Genomic DNA, 13,714 nt, shown 5'->3' with positions numbered 1-13,714 from the left:
CCACCGTCATGTGACGAACCGGGGTACTGCCGTGGCCGGGCCGCCAACCGCAGGCTGCCGGGCCACGTTGCATGCAAGCCAATGCGCGGAAGGTCAGGCCTTGCGCGAACTGATCACGGCTTCGGCCACGTTGGCCGGCGCCTCGGAATAGTGCTTGAACTCCATCGTGAACGTGGCGCGCCCCTGGGTGAGCGAGCGCAGCGACGTGGAATAGCCGAACATCGTCGCCAGCGGTACTTCCGCCCGCACGAGCTTGCCGCCGCCGCCCGCGATGTCCTCCATGCCGTGCACGATGCCGCGCCGCGACGACAGGTCGCCCATCACGTTGCCGGTGAATTCCTCGGGCGTCTCCACCTCCACGGCCATCATCGGTTCCAGCAGCACCGGCTTGGCGCGGCGCATGCCTTCCTTGAACGCCATCGAGCCAGCCATGCGGAACGCGTTCTCGTTCGAGTCCACGTCATGGTACGAACCGAACACCAGCGTCGCCTTGATGTCGACGATGGGGTAGCCGGCCAGCACGCCCGATTCCAGCGTTTCGCGAATGCCCTTGTCCACGGCCGGGATGAATTCGCGCGGCACCACGCCGCCCTTGATCGCATCGACGAACTCATAGCCGCCGCCTTGCGTCAGCGGCTCGACGTTCAGCACCACGTGGCCGTACTGGCCACGGCCGCCCGACTGCTTGACGAACTTGCCTTCCACGTCCTTGGCCGAGCCCTTGATGGTCTCGCGGTACGCCACCTGCGGCTTGCCCACCGACGCTTCCACGCCGAACTCGCGCTTCATGCGGTCCACCAGGATTTCCAGGTGCAGCTCGCCCATGCCCGAGATGATGGTCTGGCCCGACTCCTCGTCGGTGGCCACGCGGAACGACGGATCTTCCTGCGCCAGGCGGTTCAGCGCGATGCCCATCTTTTCCTGGTCGGCCTTGGTCTTCGGCTCCACGGCCTGCGAGATCACGGGCTCGGGGAACGACATCTTTTCCAGGATGATGACCTTGTCCGGGTCGCATAGCGTGTCGCCCGTAGTGGCTTCCTTCAGCCCCACGGCGGCGGCGATGTCGCCCGCGCGCACTTCCTTGATCTCGTTGCGCACGTTGGCGTGCATCTGCAGGATGCGGCCCAGGCGCTCGCGCTTGGACTTGACCGGGTTGTAGACCGTGTCGCCGGAATTGACCACGCCCGAGTACACGCGGAAGAAGATCAGCTGGCCGACGAACGGGTCGGTCATGATCTTGAACGCCAGCGCGGAAAACGGCTCGTCATCGCTAGGGTGGCGCTCGGCTTCCTTGTCGTCCTCGGTATGGCCCAGGATGGCGGGCACGTCCACGGGCGACGGCAGGTAGTCGATCACGGCGTCGAGCATCGCCTGCACGCCTTTGTTCTTGAACGCGCTGCCGCACAGCATGGGCTGGATCTCGCCGGCCACGGTGCGCTTGCGCAACGCGGCCTTGATCTCGGCCTCGCTGAGCGTCTCGCCGCCCAGGTATTTCTCCAGCAGTTCCTCGCTGGCCTCGGCGGCGGCCTCGATCATCTTGTCGTGCCACTCCTGCGCCAGCGCTTTCAGGTTGGCCGGAATGTCCTGGTATTCGAACTTCACGCCCTGGCTGTCATCGTCCCAGACGATGGCCTGCATCTTGACCAGGTCCACCACGCCAAGGAAGTGGTCCTCGGCGCCGATCGGAATCTGGATCGGCACCGGGTTGCCCTTGAGGCGGCTCACGATCTGGTCGCGCACGCGCAGGAAGTCGGCGCCCACGCGGTCCATCTTGTTGACGAACGCGATGCGCGGCACCTTGTACTTGTTGGCCTGGCGCCAGACGGTTTCCGATTGCGGCTGCACGCCGCCCACGGCGTCGTAGACCATGCAGGCGCCGTCGAGCACGCGCATCGAGCGTTCCACCTCGATCGTGAAGTCGACGTGGCCCGGCGTATCGATGATGTTGATGCGGTGTTCGGGATAGTTGTTGGCCATCCCCTTCCAGAACGCCGTGGTGGCGGCGGACGTGATGGTGATGCCGCGCTCCTGCTCCTGCTCCATCCAGTCCATGGTGGCCGCGCCGTCATGCACCTCGCCCAGCTTGTGATTCACGCCGGTGTAGAAGAGGATGCGCTCGGTGGTCGTCGTCTTGCCGGCGTCGATATGGGCGCTGATGCCAATGTTGCGGTAGCGTTCGATGGGGGTCTTGCGGGGCACGGTGTTTCTCCTGGTAAGGGCACCACGGGCCGTTAGCGTAGCACTTCCGCGCCGCGCCCGTATTCCCCCATGCGGCATAAGGCATGGCGGCGATTTCGCGACCGTATCCGACGACTCAGGGCCAGCCCTGGCGTGCGTAGACGCCTGCCTGGGCGCGCGCCAGCGCCGCACGCGCAGCTTCCTGAGTATCGGTATAGAACGGCGGGTCGGCCAGTGGCAAGCCATTGTCGCGTGCGGTATCCACCAGAATCTGCAGGTAGTCGGTCATGTGCGACGCGGTGAAGCCGTTGGGATCGTGGAAGGCCACGATCACCGGCGTCACGCCGTCCACGGCCGGCAGGCGGTGCGCCGCCATGGCCTGGCCCACGCGTTCGAGTTCGTGGCGCATGTGCGGGCGTCGGCGCAGGCTGATGGTCCAGCCGTAGATCTTGCCGTCGCGCGCATTGGCGTCGGCCATCAGCATGCCAAGCCCTACCTGGCGGTAGACGGCCTCGGTGCCGGCGCTGTAGGCCCAGTCGGGCGGCCGCACTACGGCCAGCGCCTGCCCGCACTGCGCGGCGATATCGGCCTGCCCGCGCCGCAGCGACGCCGCCAGGACGTCGGGCGCCAGCTTGGTGTGCGGGACGTGGCCCTGGACCATGCCGCTATGCACGGCCATCAGTTGGCCCTGTGCACAGGTATCGTGCATCTGGGCACGGCCTTCCGGCCCGCCGCCACGGCGCGGGTGTTCGGTCTGGACGAAGAAGATCGCCTTGACGCCGGGCGCGACCGGATTGTCGGCTAGTTGGCGCAGGATCAGCGGGGTGCCGCCATAGGGACCGGTGTCCGGACCGTCGTCGAACGTCAGCAGGAAGCGCACTGGTGGCAGTTGGGCGGCCGTTTCTGGGGGCAGCGGGGTGACCGGGCCCAGCGCGCAGCCCGACAGCGCCAGCGCGGCGGTGGCGAGTGAGGCGGTGCGCCGAAGGCGTAGCAATGATGTGATGTGCAAGGCTATTTCGTGAGCGAGACAAAGGCGATGACGGCGGCCACGGTGACAAGCAGTCCGGCCAGGGCCACCAGTTCGGCATCGACTAGGCCGTCCGGACTCCGCCAGCGGACCTCGAAGTGGCCCGGATACCGGCCGAGCGTCACGGCCATCAAGGCCACCCAGCCGATGGCATAGAACACGGTATAGAAAATCAGTTCCACGAACAGCCAGCCGACGACCTCGATCAGCAACGCCATGCGCAACGCTCTCAGTTGGTTGTTGCGGTTGTTGTCAGCGCGCGCCCTATCGCGCAATCAGCCTGCGGCTCACGGCATGATGCTGGCGGGCTGCCTAGAATTGGGGGACATTCGAAAAAACGCTCCACCCACACAGGAAGGTGGCTTCCATGGTGCGCCCTCGCTTTGCAGTCCTGCCTTGCCTTCTGCTCTGGTGCGTTGCCGTGCCGGCGCAAGCCGACGACGCCGGTGTGGCGTTCTCCGCCGGCAAGCCCGGCGGCGCGTTGCCCGGCGGCTGGCAGAACCGGCCCGTGGTCTCCGGCAAGAAGCCCACGCGTTACGCACTGGTGGCCAGCAACGGTACCACGGTGCTGCAGGCCGACGCCAACGGCTCGGCGTCGGGGCTCGTGCATGACGGCGATGTCGACCTGTCCAGTACGCCGGTGGTGGCATGGCGCTGGAAGGTGGACGCCGCCATTCCGGGCGCCGACAACAGCGTGGCGGACAAGGAAGATGCGCCGGCCCGGCTGGTGTTCTTCTTCGACGGCCGTAGCGGCAACCTGTCGATCGGCGAACGCGCGGAAGCACTGGCAGCCAGCGCGGCCGGCGAAAAACTGCCCTACGCCACGCTGATGTATATCTGGACCACCAGCGCGCCCGTGGGCACCGTCATCGCCAATCCGCATACCAGCCGGGTGCAGATGATCGTGGTCGGCGGCGAGCCTGGCAAATGGCAGAGCCTGCGCCGCAACGTGGCGAGCGACTTCCAAAAGGTCTTTCACGAGGCGCCGGGCAAGCTCACCGGCTACGGCATCCTGACCGATACCGACAATACGGGCGCCACCGCGCGCGCCTGGTACGGCGATATCGAATTCAAGCCCGCACAATAGGGCGACGGGTAGGGCGACGGCGCTCAGTTTCCGGGTGGCGTGGAGGCGGCAATGGCGGCCTGGATGGCGGCCGACACCCGCGCCGTGAGCCCGCTGGCATCGTCCAGCCCGGCGGCCTCGCTGACGCTGACCACCTTGGCCGGATCGTAGTGCCGCCCGCTGCCGATGGCTGCCTCGAACGCGTTGGCGCGCGCGTTGATTTCCACGGGATCGGCATCCACCAGCAGGATGGCGTGGGCCAGCACCAGATGGCGCTGGCCGTCCGGCGTCTGCACGTCGGCCGGCGCCCGGCGCCAGTACTGGGCGGTGCCGGCGATCTTGCGCGCCCGGTCGCACGGTCCCCAGGCAAGGTTGAAGCGGCCGTCGCAGAACGACCCTTCCACCGCCTGCCAGTGCGTTTCCACGCCTAGTTCGCGCAAGCCTGCGGCAATGACTTCGCACAGATGCAGGTACACCGGTTCCATCCACGTGGCGGCCCCCTTGGGCACGGCATAGGCCAGGCTCACGTTGAGGATGCCCGGTCCCTGCGGCACCAGGCCGCCGCCCGACATCCGCAACCACACCGGGCAGCCCTTGGCGGCAAAGGCCGCGCGGGCGCCCTCGATGCCAGGCTGCCGCAGGTAGCTGCGCGGCATCACCAGCGACAACGGCGCCTCCCAGAGCTGGGCCACGGGTCCGATGCGGGCGGCGTGGTCCAGCAGCGCCAGTTCGCCCTGCAGCGGGTCTGATTCGGCGGGATCGGGATCGACGAACGAAAACATCGTGGAAGTCATGGCCGTCATGGCACCTCATCGGGGGTTGCCCGGCCGCACGCCGGTGTGCGGCCGATCCTGCATTTTCCGCGCGACGGCGGCGCTGCGCCAGTCTCGTGCTAAATAGCCGCGCCGGTCATGCCGTTATCTCTGAGGCCTCTTCGAAGATTTCCCGTAGACCTCAGCCTGTCGCATCATGAACCGACTTACCCTCAATGCCAAACTCTGGGCGGCGCTTGCCGTCATGTGGGTGCTGCTGCTTGCGCTCGGCACCTGGAACGCGTTCCACGCCAAATCGGTGATGATGGCGGAGCGCCGCGACGGCCTGCAGTCGCTGGTGGCCACGGGCGAGGGCATCGTCAAGCTGTATGCCGAGCGAGCCGCCAAGGGCACGATGTCGAAGGAAGACGCCCAGAAGGCCGCCAAGGACGCGCTGCGCGCGATGCGCTTTGGCCAGAACGGCTACCTGTTCATCGTCGACTCCAAGCCGCAGGTGATTCTGAACCCGGGCCTGCCGCAGACCGAAGGCAACGTGGTGGGCGAGTTCAAGGACCCCGACGGCGTGTACGTGTACCGCGCCATCCTTGAGGGTGCGCGCCGTACCACGGGCCCCGACGCCGGCTTCTCGATGTATCGCGGCCGCCTGCCCGGCACCGAGAACCCGCAGCGCAAGCTGACCTACGCGCGCTACGTGGCCGACTGGGACTGGTTCGTGGCCACCGGCGTGTTCCTGATCGATATCGAGGACGCCTTCCGCTCCAACCTGATCAACGCGTTCCTGAGCACCCTGCTGATCGGCGCGCTGATCGCGGCGGTGATGGGCATGATCATGCGCACCGTCAAGCGCAGCCTGGGCGGTGAGCCGGCGTACGCGGTGGAAGCCGTGACGCGCATCGCGCACGGCGACCTGACCGTGCCGGTGCAGGTGCGTGCCAACGACGACCACAGCGTGCTGGCGGCGATGCAGCAAATGCAGCACCGCCTGTCGGTGACGCTGGGCGATATCCGTGGCGCGGCCAGCTCCATCGCCACCGCGACCAACCAGATTTCCGCCGGCAACCACGACCTGTCGCAACGTACCGAGGAACAGGCGTCGGCGCTGGAGCAGACCGCTTCGAGCATGGAGGAGCTGACCGGCATCGTCCGCCAGAACGCCGACAACGCGCGTCAGGCCAGTGCACTGGCCGTGAACGCCTCGGAAATCGCCAATCGCGGTGGCGAGGTGGTGAGCGAAGTGGTGGCAACGATGGGCGAGATCAACCAGGCGTCGCGCCAGATCGTCGACATCATTGGCGTGATCGAGGGCATTGCCTTCCAGACCAACATCCTGGCGCTGAATGCCGCCGTGGAAGCGGCGCGTGCCGGCGAGCAAGGTCGTGGCTTTGCCGTGGTGGCTGGCGAGGTGCGCAGCCTGGCGCAGCGCAGCGCCAACGCCGCCAAGGAAATCAAGACGCTGATCGACAATTCGGTGGCCCAGGTGGACAACGGCTCGACGCTGGTGACCAAGGCCGGCGAGACCATGCACGAAGTGGTCAGCGCCGTGCGCCGCGTGACCGACATCATGGGCGAGATCAGCGCGGCGTCGGCCGAGCAGAGCACCGGCATCGAGCAGGTGGGCCAGGCCGTGACGCAGATGGATTCGGTGACGCAGCAGAATGCCGCGCTGGTGGAAGAAGCGGCGGCAGCCGCGCAGTCGCTGGCCGAACAGGCCGACTCGATGATGCGCGCGGTCTCGGCGTTCCAGCTCGCGCGGGTCTGAGCACCCTTCAGCGATAAAAAAACCGCGGCCAGGCCGCGGTTTTTTCATGGTGCCGGTCAGATGACCGGTGTGGGCTGCAACGCGCGCATCGCTTCGGCCGCCATCTCGAACGAGCGCACCCGCGCCTGGTGATCGTAGATCTGGCCGGTCAGCATCAGCTCGTCGGGACGCAGGTCGTCGACAAAGCGCTGGATACCGTCGCGCAACGTGTCGGCATTGCCTACCACTGAGCAGGCCAGTGAGCGGCGGATGTGGTCGGCTTCGCTGGTATCCCACAGGCGGTCGATGTCGTCGACGGGCGGCTTGAGCTGGCCAGGCGTGCCGCGCACCAGTGCCAGGAATTGCTGCTGCAGAGAGCTGAACAGCCGGCGCGCTTCGTCGCCGGTGTCGGCGCCGAACACGTTCAGGCCCAGCATCACATGCGGGCGGTCCAGTTGCTCGGATGGGCGGAAGGTGCGGCGGTACAAGTCCACGGCCTGGCGCATGAACCCCGGCGCGAAATGCGAGGCAAAGGCAAACGGCAGGCCCATGGCGGCCGCAAGCTGGGCGCTGAACAGGCTGGAGCCAAGCAGCCACAGCGGCACCTTCAGTCCGGCCCCCGGCACTGCCCGCACGCGCTGGCCGGGACGCACCTCCTCGAAATACGCCTGCAGTTCTTCCACGTCCTGCGGAAAGCTGTCGGCGGTATCGTGGTCGAGATGCCGGCGCAGCGCGCGCGCCGTGGCCTGGTCGGAGCCCGGTGCGCGGCCCAAGCCCAGGTCGATCCGGCCCGGATACAGCGACGCCAGCGTGCCGAACTGCTCGGCCACCACCAGCGGCGAGTGGTTCGGCAGCATGATGCCGCCCGAGCCGACGCGGATCGTCGAGGTACCTTGGGCCACGTATCCAATCAGCACGGCCGTGGCGGCGCTGGCGATACCGGGCATATTGTGGTGCTCTGCCAGCCAGAAGCGGCGATAGCCCAGGCGTTCGGCGTGCCGGGCCAGGTCCAGCGAGTTGTGCATGGCCTGGGCGGCGTTGCTGCCTTCCGCGATTGGCGAAAGATCGAGCAGGGAATAAGGAATCATGGCTTCTCGCGCGCGGCGTGGGCCGCACGTCGTTCGATGCAGGGACGGGCTATGGTAGTCACACCGGCATGATCGTGCTGGTGCCGCCAAAGAAGCCCTGCTGCCCGTGGGGCCTCATCGGGCCACGCCGAACAGTCGCGCCGTGAGCGGCCCGGTGACAAGATGCCGGCCCTGGGCGGTCAGCCTCGTCGCAAAGCACCCCACGATCACCGACACCAGTAGCGACACCGACGCCAGCCAGACCAGCGATGACGTGGTCCAGGCCTTGCCGAAGACCAGCCAGTCCACCGGCTCGCCGCCGTCCCAGCGCACCCACAGCACGATCCACGACCACGATATGACCAGCATGAGCGCCAGCACCATGGCGGCGCCGGCCTGTAGCGGCAGCGGCCGGTCGCGGCGTGACAACAGCAGGTGAAGCAACCAGGCCAGTGCGACGGCCATGCCGGCGGGTACCGCGATGCTCCAGGGCTGCGCGGCCATCGATGCATAGAGATAGGAAGTGCGGGCAACCGTGTCGGCTACGCCCAGCGCGGCCAGCACCGCCGTCAGCGCAACGGCGCCCCGCAGGGCGCGTGTCACACGTATCCGGTACATGGCGACATTGCGCGGCGCGGGTAGCAGGATCACCAGGCAGGTTGCCACGCCGAGCCAGATCAGGATGGCGGTCTTGAAGGTTTCCAGCAGTACCAGCGCGCCGGCGATGCTGGCTAGCAGCGCGGCCCGCGCCAGCAGGCGAGTCGGCCGGCTGGCGTCGGCGTGGCGTGGATAGACAAGCCAGTACGCCAAGGCGGGCGGTACGGCAAAAAGTAGGGCGGACCCCAGCGGCAGCCACAGGTATTCGCTCCACCAGATGGCCGGCAGGTCTTCGTTGACGGCGCGGCGCGCCGTGTACAGCAGGGCCATTTCGTCGCGACCCACCGCTGGCCACGCACCGGTGACAAGATGAAGAGCCAGTGCCAGAAGCGCCAGCACGGTCAACAGCACGCTCCCGATCGCGCATTGCATCGCCAGCCAGTTGCGGATCGCAATGGCGCCCGCCAGCAGGCTATTGCGCCCGCCATCTGAAACCGGGTTCCGTGCATGGCGTCGTTGCGCCACGCGCGCGGCTTCGTCGTCCCAGCCATTGTCGTCGCCCGGCATGCCGCCCTCCGCGCACAGACCGTCTGGGGCCAGTATAGAAGGCGGCCGCCACGGCCGTGGCGGCCCGGCGGCAAATCCGAGGCTGGTGTGAGGTTAGTGCAAGGTTAGTGTGCGGCGGCCTGTTCCGGCGCGTCGGCGGCGCTGCCCGCCGAGGGGGTCAGCACGCCCTGGAGGCGCTTCCATTCGTCGAAGCCACCGGCCAGCGCAAAGGTGTTCGCAAAGCCGGCCGAGCGCAGCCGCTCCGCCAGCACGGCGGCGGACATTTCGTGCGGGCAGGCGCAGTAGACGACGATGTCGCTGGCTTTGTCGTGATCGGCAAGCGCCTTGAACGGGGCATGCATTTCCATGACCAGCGCGCCGGGAATGCGCTCGATCGGCGTGGGGCCGTTGGCGCGGACATCGACCACCACCACGGGCCGCTCCATGACGCCGCGGCGCTGTTCCAGCTCCATCACGGTCATGCGGGGAATGCGTCCGGTGCGGCGCAGCAGGCGCCAGCGCTGCCAGAATCGCCAGGCGACGAACAGCGCGAATCCCGCCAGCGCAATCATCACGGCGATGTGTCCGTAGGCGCTGAAGGCGGCCAGGATGGTGTCGACGAAATCACTGAAGACCACGCCAGCCAACAGCGCCCCGCCAGCCCACACCAATGCGCCGAGCGTGTCGTAGAACAGGAATTTCAGGAACGGCGTGGCCGTCATGCCCGCCATGGCGGTGGAAAGCGCACCCGCGCCGGGCAGCAGCTTGGCGAACACCAGCGAGCGCGGGCCCACGCGCAGGTACAGGGACTGGGTCTGGCGAATACAGGTATCCGGCGACAGCGACACCTTGCAGATCGTGCGCAGCATCGGCTGGCCCAGCCGCTTGCCGGCGAAGTACCAGGCGCTGTCGGCAATCAGGCAGGCGGCGATCACCGCAAACAGCACGGCGCCGATCGAGGGGCCACTGTCCTGCATCGACAGGGCGCCGGCCACGAACAGCATCGGATACGCCGGTACCGGCAGGCCGGCCTGTTCGGCCAGCACGCTCAGGAATACCAGACTCAGCCCATGGCTATCGAGCAAGGCCTGCAGATCACCCACGACATGTCTCCCGCAATGTGGTTGTTGGCCGGCGGTGTTGAAAAAGGGGGCAGCCGGAACCGGTTCACAGTGTGCCAGTGCATTGATTCGCGTGCACGCAATCGAAGCGCAGGCTTACTTCAAATTCGTTGAAGATGGCACGCCGTCGTCGTGCGGCAGGGCTGTCTTGCCCCGGCCGGGACGCAATGCCGACAGTGTGGCATCGAATTCCTTCAGGATAGCGGTGTAGCGCGGCAACAGTGTGTTGACCACAGCGGCATTGCCAGGGGTTGCCGCAGACTCCAGCGACTTGCCGGCCGCCACCAGCGTGGCGCACCGCGCCAGGGCGGCGCTTCCCTTGATGCGATGGACGCTGCGCTGCACACCTGGCCAGTCGCGCCGGGCCACGGCGCGGCGCAGGTCGGCCAGGTCGGTCGTGTTGGCATCCTGCAGGCGCGCCACGAGCATGGCCTGGACGGTGACGTCGTGGCATGCGGCGCCTGCGACGGCGATGCCGATGGCCCGGCGTTCGTCGTCAGTGAGATGGACGAAGGCACCGCCAGGCTTCATGGAACCAACCGGCTGCGGCGCGCAAAATCGATCAGGTCCACCAGGGATTCGGCGCCGAGCTTGGACATGATGCGGGTCTTGTAGCTGCTGACGGTCTTGTTGCTGATGAACAGCTCCTTGCCGATCGCCTTGTTGGCCATGCCGCGCGCCAGCATGCGGAGAATCTCCATTTCCTTCTCGGTAAGCTTGCGCATGCCGCTGGAGTCGTCTTCCGACTGGGTATCGCGAGGCAGTTCGCGTGGAGTGCCCGCGGGGAACACCGTAAAGCCGCCCAGCACGCTTTGCGCGCAGCGCACGATCGCATCCAGCTCTTGTGTCTTGCTGACAAAGCCTTGCGCGCCCGCATGCAGTGCCGGGCGGCGAACGGCTCGGGATCCTGCGCCGTCAGCACTAGCACACGTACCGAGGCGCAGAGGGCCCGCATTCGCGGCACGGCTTCGAGTCCGCTGAGACGGGGAAGGTCCAGATCCAGAATGACCAGATCGGGTTTGCACTGTCCTACGATTTCTACGGCCGTCAGGCCATCGTCGGCCTCATGTATGCGCTCGACGCCATCCAGTTGGGAGAGATGGGCGCGCAGCGCGAGGCGCAATGCCGGATGATCGTCGACGATCAGAATGGTTGTCATGCCTTGTTCGCATTGCCGACGGACGGTGCCGGACGCGTTCCTTGTGGCGAACCAGTATATGGAGCGCCATTGCGGACGGAAATGCGACGCTTCCGCAATTTCTGTAGGAAATTTCCGCAAGTGGAAGATTTCTGCGCTAGGTCTAGAACAGTTAGCGGCAAGCGGGCGCCGGAATGGGGATCCGTGGGGGATCCGTGGCGCCCAAAAAAATTGCGACCCGCCGTGCATGACGAGGGGCCGCTAATCGGGAATGCGAGGAGGTCAGATTCCTCAAGAAGTGTTATCGGCACATGGCAGGTGCGCTAATCCCCACCGAGGTGGGGCATTCGGCACAATCGGCGCGGTGCGGTCAGGCGATGAGGCGGTCGGGCTGTGTAGATGGCGCGGCGGCGGCCCGGATTCGCCGGACGCCGGCTTCCATCTGGGCGTGCGCGGCGTCGAGCCAGTCGATCCGATGGCGCACCGGATCATTGGGCGAGAGGTCCCGTTCGCCGATTTCACGCAGGAAGTACCGCACCATGCTGCCGGCGCGCGCCGGTACCGGCATCATGCCCAGCATCGCATCGCGCTTGATGAGCCCCTGGCTGGCCGCATGCTGCAGGCCGGCAAAGGCGGTGCGGCCTAGCGCTATATATAGGGCATCGGGTCTGCATTGCCTCAGGGCGGACAGGAACAGGTGGTCGAACACCATGCGCAGCATGGGCACATCGAGCAGTTCGTCCAGCGTACCGTCGAAAGCCAGGCCACGGCGCGTGGTGGCGTGCGGCAACAGCGCCAGCGGCTGGATGGTTTCGAACCCTTCGTTCCAGAGCGCGGCGGCGTGCGGCTGGCCAATCAGCTCCGGCACGCGGAAATGGTCCAGCATGCGGATCAGGTTGGGCCGAACCATCTTGCCGCCCAGTTCCACCCGGCGCTTCTGCTCGCGCTGGATGACCCGCCCGGGCGTGTGCTCGCGCAGCAGTTCGGCCGTCAGCGTGGCAGCCAGTTGCACATGCGTGTGGCCTGGCGTGGTACTGACCAGCACCAGCCGCGCGTGCTCGTTGCGATGCTCGAACGGCACGTACTTCATTACGTAGGTCCCGTCCTCATCCACTACGACCGGCTTTTCCGCTATCCCGCGAACACCGCCTCGGCGGATGCGCGCGCAATACTCTTCCATGAAATTCGCCAAAATGTCCCCGCTCCCGATGCTTCCCTGACTTGTGCGCCCCATGTTCTGTTTTGGCTTCATGTTAAGCCCCGATGAATGGCCGACAAAGCGTTGAAGTGCAGCATGCGACTCACGGAAGCGCTGCCTTCGTGGGCCATCGAACAAAGTTTGGAAATGTCTCCCGTGTCAGGTGGATGCCGAGAAAGCGAACAGGCTCGCGCGATGCAATAACGTTGCGCGCCTCGTGGGACAGGAAGATGACGTCGGCTGACAGACTGGCCGAGGAGGAGAGGCGGATACCTATGGGAAAAAAGCCCGGACACGTGGCGTGTCCGGTAACCCATTTGCTGACTCAGGTCGTGTCAAAAACCCGAGAGTTCAAATGATAACGATTATCATTTGAATGATCAATGCTTTCATTGATCGATCAGGCTGCCAGTGTGGTGTCGATCGTGATCTGCGCGCTCAGAGACTTGTGCACCGGGCACTTGTTGGCCACGCGCAGCAGGTCTTCGCGAACGTTGGGCGCGAGATCGCCCTGCAATTCAATGTGGCGGATCAGCTTGTAGGATCCTTGCGTCTCCTCGTGGCCAACGCTGACCTGGATCTCCCGCAGATCGTAGCCCTTGCGCTTTGCGTAGATCTGCAGCGTCAGCGTCGTGCACGCTGCCAGCGCGGAATCGAGCAGGTCGTGCGGGTTCGGAATGGCGGGGTTGCCCATGGGGGCATCAAGATCCGCTTGCCACCGCGCAGTGCCATTACCCAGATCGCAGACGCTTGAGCCGGAGTCGGCCAGCCATTTGGCTTGGATTGTCATTCGTAGTCTTCCTGTGAGGTGGCCGTCGGCCGGGGAGTCCTGATTCTATACAGTGCAGATGGAGCCTGCCCGAAAGTGCGCCAGACACCCCATTCAAATTAATTTGGCGGTTTGATGACAAAGGGCTTGCGCGCTGCACGGAAGCGGTCTAATATTCGCCCCCTCGCAACACGAAGCGCACTGCAAACGCAGCAGCGACAAGGGTTGAGGGGTTGGCGGTGGTTGGTGGTGCAGAAGGTTTGCAGCGCTGACCGGCAGAAAAAAGTTTCTGCAAACTGTTGACGAAACGCTGGATGCTCTGCATAATCTCGTTTCTCCGCTGCGACGAAATGACGGCAACGTCAGGGACGCAGCGACAGCGAACGGCAAAGCCGGTCGCTGAAGTTCTTTAACAAACAAACAACCGATAAGTGTGGGCGCTTGATGGCGAACGCCGCTGAGGACTTCGGGTCTTCAGTGTTGCTTCAAAAGTATC

At 65.8% G+C, this 13,714-nt stretch carries 12 protein-coding genes and 1 pseudogene; 2 read left to right on the top strand and 11 right to left on the bottom strand.

Annotation, left to right across the window (positions count from 1 at the left end; translation table 11 throughout):
• Positions 1-93: 93 nt before the first annotated feature.
• The 3 genes from fusA to MFF62_RS08730 form a co-directional block, all read right to left on the bottom strand.
• Positions 94-2,199, bottom strand: a complete 2,106-nt coding sequence (gene fusA, locus MFF62_RS08740) for an elongation factor G (RefSeq protein WP_238262217.1) — start codon at positions 2,197-2,199, stop codon at positions 94-96.
• A 115-nt stretch (positions 2,200-2,314) separates the two neighbouring features.
• Entirely contained in the window at positions 2,315-3,187 is an 873-nt protein-coding gene (locus MFF62_RS08735) for a polysaccharide deacetylase family protein (protein ID WP_238262215.1), read from the bottom strand.
• Between the two features lie 2 nt (positions 3,188-3,189).
• Entirely contained in the window at positions 3,190-3,423 is a 234-nt protein-coding gene (locus MFF62_RS08730) for a hypothetical protein (protein ID WP_238262213.1), read from the bottom strand.
• Positions 3,424-3,572: 149 nt separating this feature from the next.
• Here MFF62_RS08730 and MFF62_RS08725 point away from each other — a divergent pair, with 149 nt between their 5' ends.
• Positions 3,573-4,292: a DUF3047 domain-containing protein gene (locus tag MFF62_RS08725; protein ID WP_238262211.1), complete on the top strand. Its 720-nt coding sequence runs from the start codon at positions 3,573-3,575 to the stop codon at positions 4,290-4,292.
• 23 nt (positions 4,293-4,315) lie between these two features.
• Here the strand turns inward: MFF62_RS08725 and MFF62_RS08720 are convergent, their stop codons facing one another.
• A complete protein-coding gene (locus tag MFF62_RS08720) occupies positions 4,316-5,065 on the bottom strand; it encodes a lipoate--protein ligase family protein (RefSeq protein WP_238263052.1) in 750 nt (249 codons plus the stop codon).
• Positions 5,066-5,240: 175 nt separating this feature from the next.
• On the opposite strand from MFF62_RS08720, the gene MFF62_RS08715 reads away from it, so the two are divergent.
• Positions 5,241-6,803, top strand: a complete 1,563-nt coding sequence (locus MFF62_RS08715; RefSeq protein WP_238262209.1) for a methyl-accepting chemotaxis protein — start codon at positions 5,241-5,243, stop codon at positions 6,801-6,803.
• Between the two features lie 56 nt (positions 6,804-6,859).
• On the opposite strand, the gene MFF62_RS08710 is transcribed toward MFF62_RS08715, so the two are convergent.
• The 7 genes and pseudogenes from MFF62_RS08710 to MFF62_RS08680 all read right to left on the bottom strand — a co-directional run bounded on the left by MFF62_RS08710 (position 6,860) and on the right by MFF62_RS08680 (position 13,239).
• Positions 6,860-7,870 carry an LLM class flavin-dependent oxidoreductase gene (locus tag MFF62_RS08710; RefSeq protein ID WP_238262207.1) on the bottom strand — a complete coding sequence of 337 codons (1,011 nt, stop codon included), beginning with the start codon at positions 7,868-7,870 and terminating at the stop codon, positions 6,860-6,862.
• A gap of 114 nt (positions 7,871-7,984) precedes the next feature.
• A complete protein-coding gene (locus MFF62_RS08705) occupies positions 7,985-9,013 on the bottom strand; it encodes a hypothetical protein (RefSeq protein WP_238262205.1) in 1,029 nt (342 codons plus the stop codon).
• A gap of 104 nt (positions 9,014-9,117) precedes the next feature.
• Positions 9,118-10,095 (bottom strand): DedA family protein/thiosulfate sulfurtransferase GlpE, encoded by a 978-nt coding sequence (locus MFF62_RS08700; protein ID WP_238262203.1) that lies wholly within the window; start codon positions 10,093-10,095, stop codon positions 9,118-9,120.
• Positions 10,096-10,209: 114 nt separating this feature from the next.
• The gene (locus MFF62_RS08695) at positions 10,210-10,644 is read right to left on the bottom strand and encodes an Hpt domain-containing protein (protein WP_238262201.1); all 435 of its coding nucleotides are present in this window, start codon (positions 10,642-10,644) and stop codon (positions 10,210-10,212) included.
• A pseudogene (locus tag MFF62_RS08690) lies at positions 10,641-11,272 on the bottom strand (response regulator). Before MFF62_RS08690 ends, MFF62_RS08695 begins: the two are co-directional and overlap by 4 nt.
• A gap of 349 nt (positions 11,273-11,621) precedes the next feature.
• On the bottom strand, positions 11,622-12,443 hold the full coding sequence (locus MFF62_RS08685; RefSeq protein ID WP_238262199.1) for a hypothetical protein: 822 nt from the start codon (positions 12,441-12,443) through the stop codon (positions 11,622-11,624).
• 406 nt (positions 12,444-12,849) lie between these two features.
• The gene (locus tag MFF62_RS08680; protein ID WP_238262197.1) at positions 12,850-13,239 is read right to left on the bottom strand and encodes an OsmC family protein; all 390 of its coding nucleotides are present in this window, start codon (positions 13,237-13,239) and stop codon (positions 12,850-12,852) included.
• Positions 13,240-13,714: the final 475 nt, after the last annotated feature.

The organism is Cupriavidus pauculus, from assembly GCF_022179805.1.
GTDB classification, from domain to species: domain Bacteria; phylum Pseudomonadota; class Gammaproteobacteria; order Burkholderiales; family Burkholderiaceae; genus Cupriavidus; species Cupriavidus pauculus_E.
Note: the sequence above shows the minus strand (reverse complement) of the source record. Positions and strands in the feature narration are given on the sequence as shown.